The 22,487-nt window shown below is 60.4% G+C and carries 22 protein-coding genes; 12 read left to right on the top strand and 10 right to left on the bottom strand.

Annotated elements, in window-relative coordinates; genetic code table 11:
* Nucleotides 1–38: 38 nt before the first annotated feature.
* From JT51_RS14160 to JT51_RS14145, 4 genes are read left to right on the top strand one after another with little or no spacing between them, the layout of a single operon-like run.
* Complete coding sequence (locus JT51_RS14160) at nt 39–761, top strand: competence/damage-inducible protein A (protein WP_037313727.1); 723 nt, start codon at nt 39–41, stop codon at nt 759–761.
* Entirely contained in the window at nt 758–1,486 is a 729-nt protein-coding gene (locus JT51_RS14155) for a GNAT family N-acetyltransferase (RefSeq protein WP_037313726.1), read from the top strand. Before JT51_RS14160 ends, JT51_RS14155 begins: the two co-directional genes overlap by 4 nt.
* Entirely contained in the window at nt 1,483–2,055 is a 573-nt protein-coding gene (locus JT51_RS14150) for a peroxidase-related enzyme (RefSeq protein WP_037313725.1), read from the top strand. The genes JT51_RS14155 and JT51_RS14150 overlap by 4 nt, the downstream gene beginning before the upstream one ends.
* Nucleotides 2,052–2,957, top strand: coding sequence for an OmpA family protein (locus JT51_RS14145; protein ID WP_037313724.1), 906 nt, complete (start codon nt 2,052–2,054; stop codon nt 2,955–2,957). Before JT51_RS14150 ends, JT51_RS14145 begins: the two co-directional genes overlap by 4 nt.
* Before the next feature lie 65 nt (nt 2,958–3,022).
* Here JT51_RS14145 and JT51_RS14140 read toward each other — a convergent pair whose 3' ends face one another.
* The gene (locus JT51_RS14140; RefSeq protein ID WP_037313723.1) at nt 3,023–3,928 is read right to left on the bottom strand and encodes a LysR family transcriptional regulator; all 906 of its coding nucleotides are present in this window, start codon (nt 3,926–3,928) and stop codon (nt 3,023–3,025) included.
* Between the two features lie 228 nt (nt 3,929–4,156).
* On the opposite strand from JT51_RS14140, the gene JT51_RS14135 reads away from it, so the two are divergent.
* The gene (locus JT51_RS14135) at nt 4,157–4,597 is read left to right on the top strand and encodes a DUF4399 domain-containing protein (protein ID WP_037314338.1); all 441 of its coding nucleotides are present in this window, start codon (nt 4,157–4,159) and stop codon (nt 4,595–4,597) included.
* A gap of 46 nt (nt 4,598–4,643) precedes the next feature.
* Here JT51_RS14135 and JT51_RS14130 read toward each other — a convergent pair whose 3' ends face one another.
* Nucleotides 4,644–5,927: an MFS transporter gene (locus tag JT51_RS14130; RefSeq protein ID WP_051927570.1), complete on the bottom strand. Its 1,284-nt coding sequence runs from the start codon at nt 5,925–5,927 to the stop codon at nt 4,644–4,646.
* A gap of 106 nt (nt 5,928–6,033) precedes the next feature.
* Nucleotides 6,034–8,061, bottom strand: a complete 2,028-nt coding sequence (locus tag JT51_RS14125; RefSeq protein WP_037313721.1) for an NADPH-dependent 2,4-dienoyl-CoA reductase — start codon at nt 8,059–8,061, stop codon at nt 6,034–6,036.
* Between the two features lie 138 nt (nt 8,062–8,199).
* Here JT51_RS14125 and JT51_RS14120 point away from each other — a divergent pair, with 138 nt between their 5' ends.
* Entirely contained in the window at nt 8,200–8,685 is a 486-nt protein-coding gene (locus tag JT51_RS14120; RefSeq protein WP_037313719.1) for an RNA pyrophosphohydrolase, read from the top strand.
* Here JT51_RS14120 and JT51_RS14115 read toward each other — a convergent pair.
* Entirely contained in the window at nt 8,682–9,464 is a 783-nt protein-coding gene (locus JT51_RS14115; RefSeq protein WP_235216181.1) for an NYN domain-containing protein, read from the bottom strand. The genes JT51_RS14120 and JT51_RS14115 overlap by 4 nt on opposite strands.
* Nucleotides 9,465–9,516: 52 nt before the next feature.
* Here JT51_RS14115 and JT51_RS14110 point away from each other — a divergent pair, with 52 nt between their 5' ends.
* The gene (locus tag JT51_RS14110; RefSeq protein ID WP_051927569.1) at nt 9,517–10,890 is read left to right on the top strand and encodes a radical SAM protein; all 1,374 of its coding nucleotides are present in this window, start codon (nt 9,517–9,519) and stop codon (nt 10,888–10,890) included.
* On the top strand, nt 10,887–11,726 hold the full coding sequence (locus tag JT51_RS14105) for a DUF547 domain-containing protein (RefSeq protein WP_037313715.1): 840 nt from the start codon (nt 10,887–10,889) through the stop codon (nt 11,724–11,726). The genes JT51_RS14110 and JT51_RS14105 overlap by 4 nt, the downstream gene beginning before the upstream one ends.
* A gap of 17 nt (nt 11,727–11,743) precedes the next feature.
* On the opposite strand, the gene JT51_RS14100 is transcribed toward JT51_RS14105, so the two are convergent.
* Nucleotides 11,744–12,733, bottom strand: coding sequence for an adenosine kinase (locus JT51_RS14100; RefSeq protein WP_037313712.1), 990 nt, complete (start codon nt 12,731–12,733; stop codon nt 11,744–11,746).
* Nucleotides 12,730–13,374, bottom strand: a complete 645-nt coding sequence (gene nth / locus JT51_RS14095) for an endonuclease III (RefSeq protein ID WP_037314330.1) — start codon at nt 13,372–13,374, stop codon at nt 12,730–12,732. The genes JT51_RS14100 and nth overlap by 4 nt, the downstream gene beginning before the upstream one ends.
* Before the next feature lie 119 nt (nt 13,375–13,493).
* Between nth and JT51_RS14090 the strand changes: the two genes are divergently transcribed.
* Entirely contained in the window at nt 13,494–14,345 is an 852-nt protein-coding gene (locus JT51_RS14090; RefSeq protein ID WP_037313709.1) for a methylated-DNA--[protein]-cysteine S-methyltransferase, read from the top strand.
* A gap of 178 nt (nt 14,346–14,523) precedes the next feature.
* Nucleotides 14,524–14,958, top strand: coding sequence for a glyoxalase superfamily protein (locus JT51_RS14085; RefSeq protein WP_037313704.1), 435 nt, complete (start codon nt 14,524–14,526; stop codon nt 14,956–14,958).
* A 57-nt stretch (nt 14,959–15,015) separates the two neighbouring features.
* Here JT51_RS14085 and JT51_RS14080 read toward each other — a convergent pair whose 3' ends face one another.
* Nucleotides 15,016–16,455 carry an aldehyde dehydrogenase family protein gene (locus tag JT51_RS14080; RefSeq protein WP_037313700.1) on the bottom strand — a complete coding sequence of 480 codons (1,440 nt, stop codon included), beginning with the start codon at nt 16,453–16,455 and terminating at the stop codon, nt 15,016–15,018.
* A gap of 185 nt (nt 16,456–16,640) precedes the next feature.
* Between JT51_RS14080 and JT51_RS14075 the strand changes: the two genes are divergently transcribed.
* Nucleotides 16,641–17,291, top strand: a complete 651-nt coding sequence (locus JT51_RS14075) for a peroxiredoxin (protein WP_037313696.1) — start codon at nt 16,641–16,643, stop codon at nt 17,289–17,291.
* 71 nt (nt 17,292–17,362) lie between these two features.
* Here JT51_RS14075 and JT51_RS14070 read toward each other — a convergent pair whose 3' ends face one another.
* Nucleotides 17,363–18,094: a glycosyltransferase family 25 protein gene (locus tag JT51_RS14070; protein WP_037314327.1), complete on the bottom strand. Its 732-nt coding sequence runs from the start codon at nt 18,092–18,094 to the stop codon at nt 17,363–17,365.
* 70 nt (nt 18,095–18,164) lie between these two features.
* Entirely contained in the window at nt 18,165–18,854 is a 690-nt protein-coding gene (locus JT51_RS14065) for an outer membrane protein (protein WP_160175190.1), read from the bottom strand.
* 304 nt (nt 18,855–19,158) lie between these two features.
* Here JT51_RS14065 and JT51_RS14060 point away from each other — a divergent pair, with 304 nt between their 5' ends.
* Nucleotides 19,159–19,794, top strand: coding sequence for a DUF1326 domain-containing protein (locus JT51_RS14060; protein WP_037313690.1), 636 nt, complete (start codon nt 19,159–19,161; stop codon nt 19,792–19,794).
* An 86-nt stretch (nt 19,795–19,880) separates the two neighbouring features.
* On the opposite strand, the gene pnp is transcribed toward JT51_RS14060, so the two are convergent.
* Nucleotides 19,881–22,031: a polyribonucleotide nucleotidyltransferase gene (gene pnp, locus JT51_RS14055; RefSeq protein WP_037313687.1), complete on the bottom strand. Its 2,151-nt coding sequence runs from the start codon at nt 22,029–22,031 to the stop codon at nt 19,881–19,883.
* Nucleotides 22,032–22,487 lie beyond the last annotated feature (456 nt).

The raw sequence follows: 22,487 nt of genomic DNA, 5'->3' as shown, positions 1-22,487 counted from the left end.
TATACCTGCCCTAACAGTCGATCAAGAGGGAGAGCGCCATGGCCAATCCAACCGCAGCAATGCTGGTGATCGGGGATGAGATCCTGTCCGGCAGCACCCGCGACGCCAATATGCACCATCTTGCGCAGGAACTGACCAAACAGGGCATCGACCTGAAAGAGGTCCGCGTCGTCAGCGACGACGCCCCCGCGATTGAGGCTGCCGTCAGCGCATTGTCGAAAACCTATGACCATGTGTTCACCAGCGGCGGGATCGGGCCGACCCATGACGACATCACCGCAGATTGTATCGCGCGGGCCTTTGGTGCCGCCATTGACGTACGCGCTGATGCCCGGTCTTTGCTTGAGGCGCATTATCAGAACTCGGGGCTGGAGCTGAACGCCGCCCGCTTGCGCATGGCGCGTATCCCCGAAGGGGCTGCGCTGATTGAAAACCCGGTCTCGACCGCGCCGGGGTTCACCCTTGTGAATGTGCATGTGATGGCAGGAATCCCCGCCGTTTTTCAGGCCATGGTCGCGAGTGTCTTGCCCACCCTGACCGGCGGCAGCCCGATGCTGTCGCAGACCCTGCGGGTGGATCGGGGCGAAGGCGATATCGCCGCCACCTTGTCCACGCTTGCCGCGGATTTCGACGATCTGTCCATCGGGTGCTATCCGTTCCAGCTGAACGGTGTGTTCGGGGCCAATGTGGTGGTGCGCGGCACAGACGGGGCGCGGATCGACGCCGCGACCACCCGGCTTGCGAAAGAACTTGATCTGTGAGCGTCACCTGGGCCGATGTCGTTGACGGCACCTGGCCTGCCGCACGGTATGAGCGCCTGGGCCCGTTTCAGCTGCGGCAGGGGTTGGGCGGTGGCTCGCGCGTGTCGGCGGCCAATGCGCTGAGCCCCGCGACCGGCACCGATATCGACGCCGCCGAAGCCGCGATGCTGGCAATGGGGCAGAAACGCATCTTTTGCCTGCACCCGGGGGATGAGGCGATGGACAGTCAGCTTGCCGACCGTGGTTATGACATCCTTGATCCGGTCAATATCTATTCCTGCTCTGTTGGTGATCTGACCGATATCCCACTGCCCCCTGTCACCGCCTTTCCGATCTGGCCCCCGTTGGCGATCATGGCGGAAATCTGGGCACAGGGCGGCATTGGCCCTGGTCGGTTGGCGGTCATGGGGCGGGCAGCAGGCCCAAAGACAGGATTGCTGCTGCGCCGTACCGATCACCCCGCAGGAACGGCTTTTGTTGCTGTTCATGCGGGAACCGCGATGGTTCACGCGCTGGAAATTCTGCCCGAACATCGCCGTCAGGGTCTGGGTCAATGGGCCATGCGCGCGGCGGCGCTTTGGGCGCGGGATCAGGGGGCGCATACCCTCAGCGTGATCTGCACCAAGGCAAACGCTGGGGCGAATGGTCTTTATCGGGCGCTTGGGATGGCGAATGCCGGAGAATACCACTACCGTCAGCTTGCCCAAGGAGAAAAGCCAACGTGACCGATCAACCGATGCCCACCGCGCTGGACCTGCCGATGGTCGACCCGCTGCCGCCCGAAACCCAAAAGTATTTTGACATTTGCGTTGAAAAACTGGGTTTCGTGCCGAATGTGCTGGCGGCCAATGCCTTTGATATCGACAAGCTGAACACGTTTACCGCGATGTACAATGACCTGATGCTGGCCGATAGCGGGCTGAGCAAACTGGAACGTGAAATGATTGCTGTTGTCGTGTCGGCGATCAACAAGTGCTTTTACTGTCTGGTCGCCCATGGCGCTGCAGTGCGGCAACTGTCGGGCAATCCGCAATTGGGAGAGATGCTGGTGATGAACTACCGGGTTGCCCCGCTCACGAATCGCCAGCGCGCGATGCTGGATTTTGCGGCGCAAATGACCACCGCCAGCGCCGAGATTGAAGAGCCCGACCGCCAGCACCTGCGCGATGTGGGTTTTACCGACCGCGACGTTTGGGACATTGCCAATGTGGCCGGATTTTTCAATATGTCCAACCGGGTGGCCAGCGCCACCGCGATGACCCCGAACAAAGAGTATCATACGCAAGCCCGATGATCCGATACGCCGCACTTTGCCTGTTGTTCTTGTCTGCGCCGGTTGCCGCGCAGGATATGACGCTGCCCGTCGGGTCGCGTCAGCTTAGCGATCGCACCAGCCCGCTGGACAGCTACGACCTGCCAACCGGCCCGTTTGCCGATGGTCGCGTGCCCGCGCGCGCGATGGAAGGGCGGGTTGAGCGGATCACCTGGCGGCTACAGGCCGGGTCCAGCACCACGCTGCAACTGCTGGCTCCACTGCGCAGTCAGATAGTTGCGCAGGGGTTCGAGATTCTGTTCGAATGCGCGGCGCGCACCTGCGGCGGGTTCGATTTCCGTTTTGGAACCGAGGTGGTCCCGACCCCGGATATGTATGTGGCCATTCAGGACTATCGCTTTTTGTCCGCGGCCAGAGACGGCGAAGCCCTGAGCCTGCTGGTCAGCCGCAATCCCCCCGATGGCTATGTGCAGATGATCCGGGTTTCGCCGGTGGATACTGTTACCCCGCCGCCACCTCTGGTTATCGAAGAACCCGTTACCCGATCCGATGACCTGTTGAGTGGGCTCACGCAGGATGGTCATGCTATTCTGGCCGATCTGCATTTCCGTACGGGTGAGATTACGCTGGGCGACGGGCCTTTTGCATCCCTGGAATTGCTGGCCGACTTTCTGAAGGACAATCCGGACATGCGGCTGGCGCTGGTCGGCAATACCGATGACACCGGCGGGCTTGAGGCGAATATCTCGGTCAGCACCGGCCGGGCGCAGGCTGTGCGGGCCCGGCTGATCGAAAAATACGGCGTCGCCGCCGACCGGGTTGAGGCGCGGGGCATTGGCTATCTTGCGCCAATCACCTCAAACGCCACGCCTGAGGGTCGCGACCTGAACCGCCGGGTCGAAGCGGTTCTGCTGGTCAACTGATTTCAAACAACAAAAAAAGACCCGCACAATCAGGCGCGGGCCGTTCAAGTTTCACCGCAGAGAATTCACCAGTCCATCGGACCCTTTTCGTTGAAGGATTCGACCAGAAAATCAATGAATGCGCGCACTTTGGGCTGCGTAAAGCGGCCAGGCGGGTAGACGGCATATACGCCTTGCACCTCGTCAGGCAGCGATGGCATGGCGTCCAGCACCTCGCCCGATTTCAGGGCATCCGCGTATAGGTAACTGGGCAGATGCGCGATCCCAAGGCCCGAAATGGCGGCGTTCAGCAGCGACTGGCCGTCATTGACGCTTAGCCAGCCAGCGGTGCGGACCTGACGTTTTTCACCCGAAGGTGCGGTCAGTTTCCACACATTGCCCGAGGACTGGCTGGAGTAATGCAGCAGCTTGTGTTCGTTCAGGTCGTCGATCTTCTGGGGGCGTCCGAATTTGTCGATATAGCTGGGGGCGGCGACCATGCGCTTGACGGTTTCGGTCAGCTTGCGGGCGCGCAGGGTGCTGTCTTCCAGCTCGCCAATGCGTACGGCCACGTCAAACCCTTCGGAAATCAGTTCGACATAGCGATTGTTCAACACCATGTTCACGGTGATGTCGGGATAAACCGCCAGAAACTCGGACAAGACCGGAGACAGGTGATTCACCCCGAAATCGGTGGCCACGCTGATCCGCAACAGGCCCGACGGGGCCGATTGCATCGACGTGACCAATGCATCTGCTTCGCCCGCGTCATTCAGAACGCGGCGCGCGCGGTCGTAATAGGCCAGCCCGATCTCGGTCGGGGATACACGGCGTGTGGTTCGGTTCAGCAGCCGCGCACCCAGCCGGGCCTCAAGGCTGGAAACGTGCTTTGACACGGCCGATTTGGAGATGCCCATCTTCTTGGCCGCATCGGTGAAGCCACCCTGGTCCACCACATTGGCAAAGGCTTCCATTTCGGTAAGTCGATCCATTCTCGTTCCCCGGGTGCTTGGTCTTTGCCTGACTGTGACAACCAATCTGGGCGGAAACGGGGCAGACATGGGATAATATCAGGGATTTAAATCGGATCGTTTGCAGATGGGAAACGCGGAAACAGTGGTTTCCTAAACGGTCACAAGCCCGGAAAGGGAAGGATTTTGGGTTCATTGATGCAGATATGCTATGGTGAGAATGGCAAATTTGTGACCACGGAGGAGATCATGAAAGCCTTTTTCGCCATCATTGCCCTAACCCTTTCCGCAACCCTCGCCCTGGCTGGGGGCGAGACTCCATCGAACCCCGACGCGAAGGTCTATTTTGCGAATCTGGCCGATGGTGACACCGTCCAATCGCCCGTGACTGTGGTCTTTGGTCTTAGCGGTATGGGTGTGGCCCCCGCCGGGACCGAGGCGGAAAATACCGGCCATCACCATCTGCTGATCGACCGCCCGCCCTTGGGTCAGGGCGAGGACGGCGCGGATGAGCTGGCTTATGGCCTGCCCTCAGACGACAATCACTTGCATTTCGGCGGCGGCCAGACCGAGGTGACGCTGGAGCTTGCCCCCGGCGAACACACCCTGCAACTGGTGCTGGGCGATGCGGGCCACGTTCCACATGCTACGCCGATTACGTCCGAGGTGATTACCATCACTGTCGAGTAACCTGACCTTATGAATTTGCGCATTCCTGACAGGCGGCTGGTTGCCGTCACGAGGAAACTTTGTGATTCAGCGCGTCTGATTTATCCGGCGCGTCCACAAGCGTGAGAATCACAAAGATTGCCAGAAAACTTCCCAATGCGATGACAAGAACGGCCCAGGTGACGTTGTTGGCATGTGCAACCGCCGCCAGCCCTGCCGAAAACACAATGATTGCCAGGCGCGCAATGGTTTTCGAAACAGCCTGAGCCGCGATCCTTTGGTCAGCTGGGGCGATATCCATGAAATACAGCGTGCGCGCACTGCCCAGCCCGGTGACGGCGATGGTCGCAACAAACAGGGACACAGCGTGCAGGTGAATGGTGTGGTCCAACCCCTTTGCGTGCAGGACAATCAGACACAGCCCTGCCACCGCCACCATCACCGAGCTGGCGATCATGACCAACCGGGTCGAAACCCTGTTCAGGGCACGCCACATCGGGGCCGCGACCAGCAGCGCCGCCGCAGAAGATGCGACCAGAGCGGTCAGGCCGCTGGCCGAACGGTGATGCGCCTCGGCCGCGATCAGGGCGAAAAATGGCACCGACAGCCCGGCCAGCACAAAGGCCAGTCGGACAAGGATGTACTTCCGAAACCATGTCTCGGACAAAAGCGAGGCGGCGTTGCGCCAGAAGTCCCGCGTCGAATGCGCCCGGACTGGTTGGCTGGCCGCGTCTTTCTCACTGACATTTTCGTGCAGGGTAATCACGACAAGGGCGGACAGGGCAAAGCAGACGGCCCCAAACCCCACAACCAAACTGTGCCGGGTCAGGGCAGGGGCGTCTTTGGACAGCTGATGCAGCAGCAGGACAACGGCGATGGTCGCCGCGCCTCCGATGGCCTTTTGCCAATAACTGACCCGCATCCGATCTTCCGAGCGCAAGTTGTCGCCCAGAAATTCCAGGATCATCAGGCTTTTGATCTCTTCCAGAACGCCAATCACAAAGATGCCCACCACAAATGCCAGCACAATTGTCGATTTGCCGCCATTCAGCACCACAAGGATCACGGCGATGAAACAGGCGGCCATGGTCAGATCCAACCGCGCCAGCATCGTCTTTTTGCGCGGCAGATTGGCGATCGCGCTTGGGGTCAGCAGGTCGGCAATCGTTCCGGCGGCATGGCGGATAGAGACAAGCATCCCGGCCAGAAAGATCGGCAACTCCATCGACACGGCCAGAAAGGTCAAAGCGATGGGCGGGCTGGCCATGGACCAGGCCATGACCGACAGCGCGCCTTGCCCGGTCATCAGTGGGACATTGCGTTGATCAGACTGGTTCGGTTGTTTGGCCATCGCCTCATGCAGTTAATGGCCCCGGGTGGGGCATTCACCGCATGAGTTCACGACAGGGCGGGCGTTTTTGCAAGGGTTTGACCCGGTTTGCACCGGGTCAGCCCGATCAAAACGTCGCGGCCAGCCGCGTGCCCTGATTGATCGCGCGCTTGGCGTCCAGTTCGGCAGCCACATCCGCGCCGCCGATCACATGCGGGGTGATGCCGCGTTCGATCAGCGTGTCCGCAAGGCTGCGGTCCGAGAGCTGACCCGAGCACAACACAATGGTATCGGCTGCGATCACGGTCGGGTCGGCGCGCTCTTCGCCAAAGCTGACATGCAGCCCGTCATCGTCGATACGCTCGTAATTCACGCCGCCCACAAAGTTGACGTCTTTCATCTTCAGCGTCGCGCGGTGAATCCAGCCGGTGGTTTTGCCCAGACCCTTACCATGCGCCTGCTTCTTGCGCTGCAACAGGGTGACCTCACGCGCGGGTGCGGCGGGTTGCGGGCCTTCGGGGGCCAGACCAGAACGGTGCTCGGCCGGGTCGGTGACACCCCATTCCTTCATCCACAGCGGCAGATCGGTTGTCGGGCTGTGGCCGTCTTCCAGCAGAAACTCCGACACGTCGAACCCGATGCCGCCCGCGCCGATCACGGCGACGGATTTGCCGACCTCGGCCTTGTGGCGCAGCACGTCGATATAGCTGATGACATTGTCGCGGTCCTGCCCCGGGATCTGCGGATCACGGGGGATGACGCCAGTGGCGATGACCACCTCGTCAAAGCCGGTCAGATCATCCGCAGAAACCTCGCGGTTCAGTTCCAGTTTCACACCCGCTTCGGCGATCATTGTCCGGTACCAATCGACCAGGCCCCAGAATTCCTCTTTGCCCGGCACCTGTTTGGCCATGTTCAACTGACCGCCGACCTCGCTGGCACGGTCGAACAGGGTCACGTCATGGCCGCGCTGGGCGGCGGTCATTGCGGTGGACAGGCCAGCCGGACCAGCGCCGACAATCGCGACCGTCTTGGGCGCGTCGGCATTTTCGATCAGCAGATCGGTCTCATGACAGGCGCGCGGGTTGACCAGGCATGAGGTCAGCTTGCCGCTGAACGTGTGATCCAGACAGGCCTGATTGCAGGCGATACAGGGCGCGATCTGCGCCGCCTCACCGGCAATTGCCTTGTTGACGAAATCCGCATCCGCCAGCATCGGGCGGGCCAGTGACACCATATCGGCGCAGCCTGTCGACAGAACCTCTTCGGCAACTTCGGGCGAGTTGATCCGGTTCGATGTGATCACCGGGATCGACACCTTGCCCATCAGTTTCTTGGTCACCCAGGCAAATGCCGCGCGCGGAACGCTGGTGGCGATTGTGGGAATTCGCGCCTCATGCCAGCCGATGCCGGTGTTGATGATCGTGGCCCCGGCCTTTTCGATCTCTTGCGCCAGTTGCACCACCTCTTCATGGGTCGAGCCGTTGGGCACCAGATCAATCATCGACAGGCGGTAGATGATGATGAAATCAGTTCCCACCGCCTCACGCGTGCGGCGCACCACCTCGATAGGCAGGCGCATCCGGTTTTCATACGATCCGCCCCAGCGGTCGGTGCGTTTGTTGGTATGGGTCACCAGGAACTGGTTCAGGAAGTACCCCTCAGAGCCCATGATTTCGACCCCGTCATAGCCCGCCTTCTGGGCCAGCATGGCGGCGTTGACGATATCGCTGATCTGCTTTTCGATACCGTCTTCGTCCAGCTCATTCGGCGGGAACGGAGAGATTGGCGATTTCACCGGGCTGGGGGCCACACATTTGGGGCCATAGGCATAGCGGCCTGCATGCAGAATCTGCATCGCGATCTTGCCACCGGCCTGATGCACGCGCTCGGTTATGATCGCGTGATTTGCGACCTCTTTGTCATTGGTCATCATCGACGCGCCGGGCAGCACCGATCCTTCAAGGTTCGGCCCGATTCCGCCGGTCACCATCAGCGCCACACCGCCGCGCGCCCGGTCGGCATAGAATTCGGCCACCCGGTTCCAGTCGCCGGTTTCCTCAAGCCCTGTGTGCATCGAGCCCATGAGCACGCGGTTCTTCAACGTGGTAAAGCCCAGATCCAGCGGGGCGAGCATATTTGGGTACGCAGTCATGGTGAAACTTTCCCTCCTGAAATTGCGCGATAGATTGACGTTCACGTAAACTTTGTCACGCAAAACCTAACGTCACCCCCTTTGCGGCCGCAGCGACGCTTGGTACAGACATTCCGTATCACATTTATGAGGCCGCGCATGACCCCGGATCAGATCGCCCGATTGCCCTATCGCCCCTGCGTCGGGCTGATGCTGATGAATGCCGAGGGCAGGATTTTTGTGGGCCAGCGCAATGACCGCCACGCGGATGCCTGGCAGATGCCACAGGGCGGCGTGGACAAAGGCGAAGCCCCCCGCGATGCGGCCCTGCGTGAGCTGTGGGAGGAAACCGGTGTCACCTCTGATCTGGTTGAGGTCGTGGCCGAGACCGACGGCTGGCTGCCCTATGACCTGCCGCATGACATCGTGCCCAAAATCTGGAAAGGCCGCTATCGCGGGCAGGAACAGAAATGGTTCCTGCTGCGGTTCAATGGCCGTGACGAGCAGATCAACATCCAGACCGAACACCCCGAATTCACCCGTTGGAAATGGCAGGACCCATCCCGTCTGGTCGCGGAAATCGTACCCTTCAAGCGCGAGGTATATGAAAGGGTGGTTGCGGCATTTGCTGATTATCTCGGCTAAGGCTGACGCGCGAAGCCTTCAGGTTTGAAACGCACATGGGCATCCGGCCCTGCCGGGTCCAGATCGTATAGATTGGGTCTGGCGGACAGGTAACCCCGCCAAGTGCGCTCTTTGTGTTCACTGATCTTGATGCTGTGCTGGCGATGCATTTTCGCCCCCAGAATGGTCAGTCGCATCCCGGCACCATTCACACTGTTAGCGGCGATGATTTTCCTGATTTTGCAATCAAGGTCTTTGCCGGCCCCATTTGCCGGGGTGACCTGTTTGCGAATCGGTGCGAAAGAAAGCTCGATAAATTCGGAACAGGCACCACGAATACCGCCCGGAGCTTTGGCTTCGCCGATCCCTACAGTGGTTAATCCGTATTCCCGCAAACGATGGTGCAGATGTACAAAATCGCCATCGGAGCTGGCGATAACCATGACCTCAATGTTTCCGCGCAATGCGAATTCCATAGCGTCGATAGCCAGCATTAGATCGGTGGCATTCTTGCCGGTTCCGGTATGGACCAGCCGGTAAGCAGTTGCATCATGCCAGAGCGAGTTGATCTGGGCGTTCAGAAAAACCCGCACTATGTCGAGTCTTCCGAACTGTGTACCGATCTTGTGAATATCGTCCTGATAGGCCGCACTGACATTGTCCCCGTCTACCAGCAAAGCCGCCCGTCGCGTCATACGCCATCCAATCTCTTTGTCCAATTCAGGTTGAGTAGTTTCATTTTGAGGCGAAAATTTGACGCCTCCGCCCGGCGGATAACACCCTCCCTCATCTTTCGACAACTTCCCGTGAGGGGGCGTAGTTCGCGCGAACCCGCCCCTTTAGCTTGAAGTCATGAAAGACATCGCTTCAGGCATTCCCCGGATCGCCCCCGCTGGGCGCAAATTTACAGGCACTGACCGTCGCGCGCCCCTGCGCGGCGGGTTACAAGGCTGCGGCGAATACGGCGCGGGCCAGACGGCGGGGCGGTTCTATCCCATCGCCTGTGTCGCGCTTGAGGTCACCCAGCGCTGCAATCTGGATTGTACGCTGTGTTACCTCTCGGACCGGGCCGAGATGACCTATGATCCGCCGTTGTCGGTGCTGTTTGCGCGGCTCGCCACGATCCACAGCCATTATGGCCCCGGGGTTTCCGTGCAGTTGACGGGGGGCGACCCGACGCTGCGCAAGATCGAAGACCTTGAGGCGCTGTGTCGCGAAATTCACCGGCTGGGTATGCGATCGTGCCTGATGACCAACGGCGTTCGCGCCAACCGGGCGTTTCTGACTCGGCTGGCGGCGGCGGGGTTGGACGATGTGGCGTTTCACGTCGACATGACGCAGGAACGCAAGGATTTCCACTGTGAGGCTGATCTGAACATCGTGCGCCGCGCTTATATCCGCCACGCGCGCGGGTTGGGGTTGCGTATTCTGTTCAACACCACTGTTTTTGAGGGTAACTTCGCCGACCTTCCCACATTGGCGCAGTTCTTTCGCGACCGCCCCGAGGTGGCCTTTGTCTCGTTCCAGATGCAGGCAGATACCGGGCGCGGAGTGTTGCGCGCGCGCCCTGATGCGATCACGCAGGACAGCGTCATGCGGGCGGTAGAGAAGGGGTATGGCACCACGCTGCATTTCGACACTGCCGCCGTTGGACATTCCAAATGCAACCGCTATGCCAGCGTACTTACGGCGGGCGGGCGGGCCGTCTCGGTCCTGTCGAACCCGCGTCTGGCGCAACGGGTGATGGCCGCGCTCGAACGGGTGGACCGATCCACCGAGGGGCATCTGATCATCCGTGACAGCGCGCAACGTATGGCCCTGCGCAATCCGCTTTTGGCGCTGCGGGCCGGGGTGCATCTGGCGGGGCGCGTTCTGCGTCTGGGCGCAGGATTGCTGCGCGGCCCCCTGCGGCGACAGTCCGTGTTCATCCATAACTTCATGGCCGCCGACGCGCTTGAGGAAGACCGCTGCGCGTCCTGCGTGTTCATGGTGGCCACGGCAAACGGCCCCTTGTCGATGTGTGTGCACAATGCGCAGCGGGATATGCATCTGGCCAGCCCGGACCGGATCGACACCCCGTCCGGCCCAAGCTGGTGGAATGCCGCCGTCCCCCGCCTGTCCAGCGGCCCGGACCTGCCGGATTTGAATGACCCGAACCTTGCCCCCCTCAAACGGCTCAAGGGGCAGATGCGAGCCATGCGCCAAAACCGAAAGGACGCCTCATGAGGTTGCTGTTGATCTTTCTGGTGCTGCCCGTGCTGGCGGCCTGCGCCAGCGTTGAACGTCTGGCGCTGCCCGCCGCCGCCCCCTTGCCGGATACGGCCCTGACCCGCGCCGCACCCCCGCCGGGGGAACGGGTGGATCACCGCGATTGGTCCACCTTTCTGTCACGCTATGTGGCAACTGATGCGACAGGGGTGAACCGGGTGGCCTATGGGCAGGTCTCACAGGCGGATCAGGCCCGGCTGGACGGGTATCTGGCCGATCTCCAGGCGGTTAATCCCGCGCAGCTCACCCGCGATCAGCAGCTGGCCTATTGGATCAACCTGTATAACGCGCTGACGGTGGATCTGATCCTTGAGAATTACCCTGTCGCTTCGATCCGCGATATTACCGACGGGGCGTTGTCCTTTGGCCCGTGGGACCGCCCGCTGGCGCAGGTGGCGGGGGAAACGCTGACCCTGAACGATATCGAACACCGCATCATCCGGCCCACCTTCAACGAGCCGCGCATCCACTATGCCCTGAACTGCGCCGCCGTGGGCTGCCCCAACCTGATGGAGAGCGCCTGGCAGGCCAAAACGCTGGAGCGTGACTTTGCCGCCGCCGAACACGCCTATGTCAACGACCCGCGCGGGGTGCGCTTCGATGACCGGGGCAGGTTGATCCTGTCGAAAATCTATATCTGGTTCCGCGAGGATTTCGGCCCGAATGAGAAGGCGGCGATCGCCTATCTCGAAACGGCGGCCGAGCCGGGCTTGCGTGCCCGGCTGGAAGAGGCCCTGCGCGTCAACGCCTATGAATACAACTGGGCACTGAACGACGCGGCTGCAGGATCATAACGGCGCGGCTGCGCGTGTTACAGCAACCCTTCGGCGCGCAGCAGTTCCTGCATGTTCGCCTCGGGGCGCGGGCCGATGTGGCTGATCACTTCGCGGGCGCAGACATTGCCGATCCGGGCACAGGTTTCATGGTCGCGGCCCGTGGCCATGCCATACAGGAACCCGGCGGCGAACTGATCGCCCGCGCCAGTCGCATCCACCGGCGTGACTTTTTCGACCGGCACATCGACACGTGTGCCATCGCTCAGCACGCTGACGCCGTCGCCCGAGCGGGTACACACGACCAGAGGGCAGATCGCGGCGGTCTTGGCCAGCGCCTCTTCCAGATCGTCGGTTTCGAACAGTGACTTGATCTCGGCCTCATTGCCGATGACGAAATCCAGCTCATTCTCGATCAGCAGCAGGAAATCGACCCGGTGCCGTTCCACGCAGAACGGATCGGAAATGGCGATCCCCGCCTTGCCGCCGCCCTTATGACAGGCGCGCGCGGCCTCAAGAAACGCGGCCTTGCCCTTTTCCTTGTCGAACAGATAGCCCTCAAGAAACATGATCTGGCTTTTGCCTGCCACGTCAGAGGACACGTCTTCGGACGACAGTTCGGACGAAATTCCCAGATAGGTGTTCATCGACCGCTCGCCATCGGGCGATACGAAGATCATCGAGCGTGAGGTCGGCAGTTCACCCCCCGCAACCGGCGGGTTGACGAAATCGACCCCATCCTCGTTCATCGCATCGGCGTAGAACCGGCCCAGCGCGTCGTCATGGACCCGCCCGATAAACGCGGCCTCAAGCCCAAGCGCACCGGCCCCGGCGATGGTGTTGGCGACCGAACCACCGGGCGTCTGCACGCGACCTTCCATGGCGCCATAGAGCACCTCGCCCCGATCGCGTTCGATCAGCTGCATGATGCCTTTTTCGATGCCCATCAGCTCCAGAAAACTGTCATCGGCCTGCGAAATGACGTCTACAACGGCGTTGCCGATGCCGGTCAGTTGGTAGGTTTTCATAGGGTCTTGTCCTCAAATTCGCAGAGATCGCGGATAATGCAGGTTCCGCACAGGGGTTTGCGCGCCTTGCAGTGATAGCGGCCATGCAGGATCAGCCAGTGATGCGCATGCAGCTGGAAATCGGTCGGGATGTTGTCTTCGATGGCACGTTCGACGGCATCCACATTTTTGCCGGGGCAGATGCCGGACCGGTTGCCCACGCGATAGATATGCGTATCCACCGCCTGCGCCGGATAGCGCCACCACATGTTCAGCACCACATTTGCCGTCTTGCGCCCCACACCCGGCAGCGATTGCAGCGCGGCGCGGGAATTGGGCACCTCGCCGCCGTAGTCTTCGACCAGAATGCGGCTGAGTTTGATGACGTTCTTGGCTTTTTGCCGGAACAGCCCGATGGTTTTGATATGCTGGATCAGACCTTCTTCGCCCAGATCCAGCATCTTTTGCGGGGTGTCGGCGATCTTGAACAGCTCTTTGGTTGCCTTGTTGACGCCTGCATCGGTGGCCTGCGCCGACAGCGCCACGGCTACGACCAGCGTGTAGACATTCACATGGTCCAGCTCACCCTTGGGTTCGGGGTCGGCCTCGTGAAACCGCGTAAAGATCTCGCGGATCGTGTGATATCCAAGCTGCTTTGCCATCCGCGCCTTAATGCCGTCCGCCGGGGCGCGACACAAGCCCAAAGCCATTGCGCAAGTTCCGGGTCGCGGGGGCGTGACCTGCGCGCTATGGTTTACCCAGGATAAGCGAGGTGAGACCGATGAACGTCCAGACCCCCGAAAGCAGATATCACTACAACGTCATGCGCCGGGCCATCGACCTGATTGATCAGGGCGGCGAGGCGCTCAGCCTGGAAGATCTAGCGCGCCAGATGGATATGAGCCCGGCCCATTTTCAGCGCCTGTTCTCACGCTGGACCGGGGTGTCGCCCAAGCGCTACCAGCAATATCTGACGCTGGGCCATGCCAAGGCGCTGCTGCGCGACCGGTTCACCACCCTGGAAACCGCCCATAACGTCGGCCTGTCCGGCAGTGGCCGCCTGCACGACCTGTTCCTGAAATGGGAATCCATGAGCCCCGGCGAATACGCCCGCAAGGGCGCGGGGCTGACGATCTATTGGGGCTGGTTCGAAAGCCCGTTCGGCCCGGCGCTGGTGATGGGCACCGACAAGGGCATCTGCGGCATGGCCTTCGGTGCCGAATCCGGCGCGGAAGAGGCGATGGAGGATATGCTGTCGCGCTGGCCCAACGCCGCCTTTGTCGAAGACCCGATGCACCTGCGGCCCTGGGTGCTCAGCGCTTTTGGCTCGGCCAGCGACCGGCTTGAGGCGACACCGCTTTATCTGATCGGCTCGCCCCTGCAGATCAAAGTGTGGGAGGCGCTAATGCATATCCCATCCGGTCAGGTCACCACCTATTCCGAGATCGCGCAGCGGGTCGGCTCGCCGCAGGCGGTCCGGGCCGTGGGCACAGCCGTGGGCCGCAACCCGGTCAGCTGGCTGATCCCCTGCCACCGCGCGCTGCGCAAATCCGGCGGGTTGGGCGGGTACCATTGGGGTCTGCCGGTCAAACGCGCCATGCTGGCCTATGAGGCGGCGCAGGCGGACGCCTGATTGACACGCCGCCCACCGGGTGCCAAAAGTTGCGGCAGGTTCGGGTCCCCTGCCGTTCGCGGCCTTCTGGCTTTGGTGAAACCCGAGACGTAACACATCTGTTGCCCTTTCCCGGCGCGCGGATGGCAATGCGAACCCCATCCTGATTTCGCGCCCGTTCAAGGAAACGAGGCAAGACATGGCACATACCGAAAACATCGCTCCGGTTGAGGAGTTGAAAGTGCAGGCGAAACGCCTGCGAGAGAGGCTGCGCGACGCAGGCGTTCAGCTGTCGCATAGTGCGGCGCTGGAACTGCTTGCGCATCAGCACGGTGTGAAGGATTGGAATACTTTGCACGCGATGGCGGGAAACCGGATGCGCCTGCGTGTGGGTGACCGGGTCGAAGGGGCCTACCTGGGTCAGCCGTTCACTGCGGAAATTCGCGGTATGACCCTGTTGGGCGATGGCGCGCATCGCCGTGTCACCCTGCATTTCGACAAGCCTGTCGATGTGGTGCAATTCGACAGTTTCTCGGCCTTTCGGCAACGGGTCACGGGCGAGGTTGGCTGGGACGGCCGGTCCACCCGGCACACGTCGGATGGTGAACCGCAGCTGGTGGTGCGCCCGGCATAAGAAAAGAGCGAGGCACAGGATTGCGCCTCGCTCTGCTCACTTAAGCTGACGACAGGGTTACTCTGCCGCCCAACCTCCGACGGCTTTGACCTCCAGAAAATCCTCCAGGCCCCAGACGCCGCCTTCGCGCCCGTTGCCGGATTGTTTCATGCCGCCAAAGGGCGCACCTGCGCTGCGGGACTGGCCGTTCATTTCCACCATGCCCGAACGCAGTGCGCGCGCCATGCGGTTGGCGCGGTCGCCGTCCTGGGTCTGAACATAGTTGGTCAGACCATAAGGCGTGTCATTGGCGATCTCGATGGCCTCATCCTCGGTGTCGAAGGGGATCATGGTCAGGACGGGGCCAAAGATCTCTTCGCGCGCGATTGTCATCTGGTTGTTGGCATCGGCAAACACGGTGGGGCGCACGTAGTAACCCTTGTTCAGGCCCTCGGGCCGCCCGGTGCCGCCCGCAACCAGCCGCGCACCTTCGTCGATACCCTTTTGGATCAGGTCCTGAATCTTGCCCCATTGCAGTTCGTTCACCACCGGGCCGATATGGCGGCCCTCGTCCAGCGCATTGCCGACCGCAACTTTGCCCGCCACTTCGGCGGCGGTTTCGACGGCCTGATCATAGATCGGACGCTGCACCAACATGCGGCTGGGGGCGTTACAGCTTTGGCCGGTGTTCTGCATCATATGCAGCACGCCGCGTTTGACAGCCTTTTCATCGGCATCGGCAAAGACCACATTTGCGCCCTTGCCGCCCAGCTCCAGATGTACTTTTTTCAGCGTATCCGCTGCGGTTTTGGAAATCGCCGTGCCGGCGCGGGTCGAGCCGGTAAAGCTGACCATATCCACATCCGGATGCCCCGACAGTTGCGAGCCCACGCCCACGCCATCGCCGTTCACCAGATTGAAGACGCCGGGCGGAAAGCCTGCCTCATCCATCATCTCGGCGAAGATCATCGCGTTCAGCGGGCTTTGCTCGGACGGTTTCAGAACCATGGTGCAGCCCGCAATCGCGGCAGCACCGACCTTGAGCGTGATCTGGTTCATCGGCCAATTCCACGGCGTGATCAGCGCGGCCACGCCCACGGCTTCATAGATGATCCGGTCATTGGGGGCGTGATCACCCAGCGGGCGTTCGAAGCGGAATTCTTTTGCCGCCCGGATGAAGTTCATCAGATGATAAATACCCGCGCCTGCTTGTGCAGTGCGCGACAGATCCAGTGGCGCGCCCATCTCAAGCGACATCGCCTGCGCCAGATCCTCGGACCGGGACTGATAAATCTCGACCAGCTTTTCGACCAGCGCGATGCGCTCTTCAACCGGGGTGGCCATCCAGCCGGGTTGGGCAGCTTTGGCAGCAGCCACGGCGGCATCGGTATCGGCCTGCGCCCCCAGCGAGATTACTGCGCAGGGGTCCTCGGTCGAGGGGTTGATGACATTGAAATCATTGGGTGCCGAAGGGGCAATCCACTGGCCATTAATATAGAATTCGCGTTTTTCGATCATGGCGTATCCTCGTGATCCTGTAACCTGAAACCGATGTGTCCGCGCGCAGTCTGTCATCGGTCCAGAGGCGGGGCAAGGAAAAATTTGATCAAATTATTTCACGCCCATAGACGGTTTAACAATTGCACAAAGTGTTTAGGTTTACGGCAACCGACTCGGGTTTTTCACAGGATAGGAGATTCACTATGGGCTTGCGCATCAACGATACGGTTCCGAATTTCACGGCAGAAACGGATCAGGGCACGATTCAATTTCATGATTGGATCGGCGACAGCTGGGCCATCCTGTTTTCGCACCCCAAGGATTTCACCCCTGTCTGCACCACCGAATTTTCGGCCGTTGCCCAGTTGAATGACGAATGGGCCGCCCGTAACACCAAGGTTCTGGGTGTGTCTGTCGATGGTGTCGAGGACCATAAGAAATGGAAAAAAGACATCGAGGCTTATGGCAACGCCAGCCCCGGCTTCCCGATCATCGCCGATGATGGGCTTGCCGTATCCAAGGCGTTCGACATGCTGCCGGCCGAGGCCTATCTGCCCGATGGGCGCACCCCTGCCGACAGCGCCACGGTGCGGTCGGTGTTCATCATCGGGCCGGACAAGCAGTTGAAACTGTCGATGACCTATCCGATGACCGTTGGCCGGAACTTTGCCGAGATTCTGCGCGCGCTGGACGGGTTGCAGATGTCGGCCAAAGGCGTTGCGACACCTGCGAACTGGGTGCCGGGCGAGGATGTGATCATTCCGCCTGCAGTTTCCAACGAAGAAGCAAAAGAGAAGTTCGGCGAGTTCGAGACGATATTTCCCTATCTGCGCAAGACCAAAGCGCCCTCGTGATGTGAACGGGGCAAAGGGGGGCTGTCTGCCCCCCATCGCGCCTGTGGGCGCGATTCCCCCCGAGGATATTTTCAGCCAGATGAAGCAGGCGGGCGTTGGGGGTGCAAGTGCAGCCTTGCCCGATAAGCTGCGCGTTTGAATTCGCGGGTCAGCTTGTCTGACAATGGCGGTTTGGTTTGGATGGTCGAGCCGCCGATTTCGCCGGCGACCTCTTGGTTGCCACTGCCGAGTAGCGCATGGATGGGCTGATCGGTCAGCCAGTGCATTTGCATGAAGGTGTCCACCGGGCGGTCGATCTGGTCGGTTGCAGCCAACAGACGTTCGGCCGCGCGTCGTCCCACCATCTGACACACACATTGCAGGCCGATCACCTTGGGTAGGATCAGGCGCAGACCGTCGCCTTCGGCCAGAGTTTGGGTCGGCACCTCTCGCTGTTTCACCGGGATACGGATGTAATGGTCGGGCGTGGCGATTGGGGCCAGCATGTCCAGCACTTTGGCCATGCGGGCGGGGTCAATGCGCAGATCGTCCTCGGTGATGATGGCCAGGTCGATTTCGTCGTCTACCAGCTTGCGCCAGATGCGGCGGTGGCTTTCGAATACACCGATTTCAGCCGGGCGCAGAGGAAAGGGATACTGCGGGCGGTGCAGGTTGCCCGGATGCAGTTGCACCCCTGCGATTTGTTCAGGATCGCGCCCGTTCACGGCCTCAAAAAGTTCGGCGTTGGGAAGATCAGCGCACAGTTTGTCGGCATTGGGTCTGCGCGCTGTGCTTGAGGACATATGAATGATAAAGGATCGCATGTCCCCGTGCATAGAACACGGGAACATGCGGGGGAAGAGAAACCGGAGAGAAACACTTCCCCCTGTGTTATCAGAAGCCGTAGCGCAGGCCGAAATTGACGCTGAAGGCATCGATGTCGTCTTCGACCGAGCCAGTGGATGCGCCGTTGGGGGCAAGGCGGTCGGACGAGACGTCGAAGGCGCGTGCATAGCGGGTGTCCAGCGTCAGCGCGACGTTTTCGTTGACGTCATATGCCACACCGGCGATGATCTGGGCGGCAAAAGTCGTGTCGGTGTCATCCAGTTCGACGCCCGGGCCGTAAGAAAAATCCAGATCCGAATAGGTGGCACCTAGGCCAAGGCCGACATACGGCGTAAATGCGCCGGTTTGCTTGAAGTCGACCAGAACGTTGGCAAACAGCGATGTCTGCTTTACGTCGCCGGACACATTGCCCTCGGCCCCTGGCCCGTTGCCCGAAAAGTTCACGCCATCCACATCGTTGTCACGATAGGACAGTTCCAGTTCGATCCGTGTGCCAATCACGTCGTTGGACCATTGCGGAATTTCGGTGCCGACCGCGATACCCAGCCCATAGCCGCCATCGAAATCCGTATCGACGGATTGATTTGAACCGTTGACTGTTCCGCTGAAGTCGCTGTCCTGAAGTTGGCTGTAACCGGCGAAGCCCTGAAGATAGATGCCGTCCGTCAGGCTCTGTGCTGCCAGCGCGGATGCACTGACCGTCAGGGCCGCCGAGGCGAGAATGAGGCGCGTTACCATGTCCATGTCCTTTGTTCCATTATGGTTCCTGTCGCACATGTGGGAAATGCAGCCTCAAAGGGAAGGCGCGCGGCCTTCACTTCAATTCACAGGTATTTGGGGGTGTGTGAGCGAATAGATTCGAATGTTTCGAACAACTGCCCAAGGTGCTGATTCAGCGGAATATTAACCCTATGGGATGCAGGGCGGATTCCGGGGCAGTTCTGGATTCCTGCGAACCGTGCTAGGGTAGGCGTGGCAGTATTTCCTACAGGCACGCCACGGACACATCGGGATTTCAGACTGTACGTTACAGGAGAAGACGATGGCATTTACAGATTGGTACGTCGAAGGAGAAAGCTTCGGGAACTGCAATTGCGGGTATGCCTGCCCCTGCCAATTCGAAGAGTTGCCGACCCATGGGCATTGCCGCGGGTTCGAGGTGTTGGAAATCGGCAAGGGATATTTTGGCGACACGGACCTGAGCGGCACCAGAGCTGCGCTGATCTATGCCTGGCCGGGCCCGATTTTTGAAGGCGGCGGCGAGATGCAGGTGATCGTCGATCCCAGCGCAAGCCAAGCCCAGCGTGACGCGCTGGAAAAGGTCTTTCACGGTGAGGAAACCGAGGAAATGGCGACCCATTGGTTCGTATTCCGGGCGATGTGCAAAACCGTGCATGAAACGCTGTACCTACCCATAGACTTTGACATTGATATCGACGGGCGCAAGGCGAAGGTTACGGTGGGCGATGTCCTGACCTCGACCGGGCGTCCGATTGAAGCACCGCACGGAGGTGGGGAACACCGGGTGCGGATCGAAATTCCCGGCGGTATCGAGTTTTCGGTGGCCGAAGTCGGCAGCGCCTCGACCCAGGCGAATGCGGCGATCAAGCTGGATCTGAACGACAGCTACGGTCAGTGGCATGTTCTGAAACACGGGCCGTCCGGGGTGGCGCATTAGCGGTGCCTGCCACTTTCAATGCAGCACGAAACAAAAGACCCCGGTAAAAACCGGGGTCTTTCGCGTTTTCTAAAGGGTAGGGCAGATTACTCTGCGCCTTCCTCTTTCTTTTCTTTTTTCTCGGGAACGATCTCTTCGCCGGTTTCCTGATCGACGACTTTCATCGACAGGCGGACCTTGCCGCGGTCATCAAAGCCCAGCAGCTTGACCTTTACTTCCTGACCTTCCTTCAGAACATCCGAAGGGTGGTTCAGGCGGCGGTTTTCGATCTGGGACACGTGCACCAGACCGTCGCGCTTGCCAAAGAAGTTCACGAAAGCGCCGAAGTCGACGATCTTCACGACCTTACCGATGTAAACCTGACCTTCTTCCGGCTCAGCCACGATCGAATAGATCATGTCATAGGCCTTTTGGATCGATTCACCATCGGGCGAGGCGATCTTGATCACACCGTCGTCGTTGATGTCGACCTTGGCACCCGAGGTTTCCACGATCTCGCGGATGACCTTACCGCCCGAGCCGATCACTTCACGGATCTTGTCGGTGGGGATGTTCATGGTTTCGATGCGAGGCGCGTGGACCGAGAATTCGTTGGTCTCGGACAGGGCTTTGCCCATCTCGCTCAGGATGTGCATCCGGCCGTCCTTGGCTTGCGCCAGGGCTTTCTCCATGATCTCGGGCGTGATGCCCGCAACCTTGATGTCCATCTGCAGCGAGGTGATGCCGTTCTCAGTCCCCGCAACCTTGAAGTCCATGTCACCCAGGTGATCTTCGTCACCCAGAATATCCGACAGGATGGCGTATTCGCCGTCTTCTTCCAGGATCAGACCCATGGCCACACCGGCAACAGCCGATTTCAGCGGAACGCCCGCATCCATCATCGACAGCGAACCGCCGCAGACCGACGCCATCGAGGACGAGCCGTTGGATTCAGTGATCTCCGACACGATGCGGATCGTGTAGGGGAAGTCGGTCGCCGCAGGCAGAACCGCCTGCAGGGCGCGCCATGCCAGCTTGCCGTGGCCGATTTCACGACGGCCCGGGCCACCAACGCGGCCAACTTCGCCAACCGAATAGGGGGGGAAGTTGTAGTGCAGCAGGAAGTTCGATTTGAAGTTGCCGTGCAGCGCGTCGATGAACTGTTCATCGTCGCCGGTGCCCAGCGTGGTCACCGCCAGCGCCTGTGTTTCACCACGGGTGAACAGGGCCGAACCGTGCGTACGCGGCAGCATCGAGGTTTCCGCTACGATCCCACGGATATCGGTGGTCGAACGACCGTCGATCCGCTTGCCGCCTTTGACGACGTCGCCGCGCAGAATGCCAGCTTCCAGCTTCTTCATCGCGGAACCGAGGTTGCCGTCTTCCAGCTGTTCTTCGGTCAGTGCTTCTTTGATCGCGGCACGGGCAGCGGCAACAGCGGCGGTGCGCTCTTGCTTGTCGGTGATTGCGAATGCAGCGCGCATTTGCTCTTCACCGGCAGCTTTGACAGCGGCGGACAGTTCCGAATAGTCGGGCGCCTGGAAGTCGAACGGCTCTTTCGCGGCGTCTTCGGCCAGTGCGATGATCAGATCGATAACCGGCTGAATCTGCTCGTGCGCGAATTTGACCGCACCCAGCATTTCGGCCTCGGACAGCTCATACGCTTCGGATTCAACCATCATCACGGCGTCTTTGGTGCCGGCAACAACCAGATCCAGACGCTGTTCGGGGTTCAGGCGCAGGTCCTGCATGTCGTCGACGGTCGGGTTCAGGATGTAATCGCCATCTTCGAAACCAACGCGGCAACCGGCGATCGGGCCCATGAACGGTGCGCCAGACAGGGTCAGCGCGGCCGAGGCGGCAATCATCGCAACCATGTCGGGGTCGTTGACCAGGTCGTGGGACAGCACGGTGCACATCACCAGAACTTCGTTTTTGAAGCCGTCAACGAACAGCGGGCGGATCGGACGGTCGATCAGACGCGCGGTCAGCGTCTCTTTCTCGGTCGGGCGCGCCTCGCGCTTGAAGAAGCCACCCGGAACCTTACCGGCGGCATAGTATTTTTCCTGATAGTGCACGGTCAGCGGGAAAAAGTCCTGACCGGGCTTTTGGGCGCGGGCAAAGGTCACGTTTGCCATGACGCTGGTTTCACCCAGCGTGGCAATCACGCTGCCGTCGGCCTGACGGGCAACCTTGCCGGTTTCCAGTGTCAGCGTCTCTTCGCCCCACTGAATAGATTTCTTCGTTACATCAAACATTTGCGTATCCTAGAAGGGAGCACTCCCGCCCCTGCGGGTCTCCCGTTTGCATGGCGGCCCCATTGCCGCCGACCCCATTTTACCTTCGGTCTGAGTGCCGGGGTCAGGGCACAACGTCTCAGATGTTGCGCGCATACATGAGAATTGGTTCAAAGGAAAGGGAAACCGAACCGGTCGGGCGGTTCTAAGCCGCCCGCTTTTGCAACTGCCGCCAGAACGTATCTATCGCGCGCCGGTCCTGATCTGCCTTGCGCGTCGCACAGGGCGCGCCGCTTGTTCTGTCTGTCGCTAACATAATTGAAATCGAATATGTTTTGTGAAATTTTGATGTCCGTGTAAGATGTTACCACTGAACCCGCGGTCCAAAGGACGGAAACGCGCCAAGGGGGTGGAACACTCATATCCGTCAGCGGACCGAAAACCTTGGCGTTTGCACCTGGTGAACGGGGGGCAGTC

The organism is Ruegeria halocynthiae (genome assembly GCF_000743705.1).
Lineage (GTDB): Bacteria > Pseudomonadota > Alphaproteobacteria > Rhodobacterales > Rhodobacteraceae > Ruegeria > Ruegeria halocynthiae_B.
Note: the sequence above shows the minus strand (reverse complement) of the source record. Positions and strands in the feature narration are given on the sequence as shown.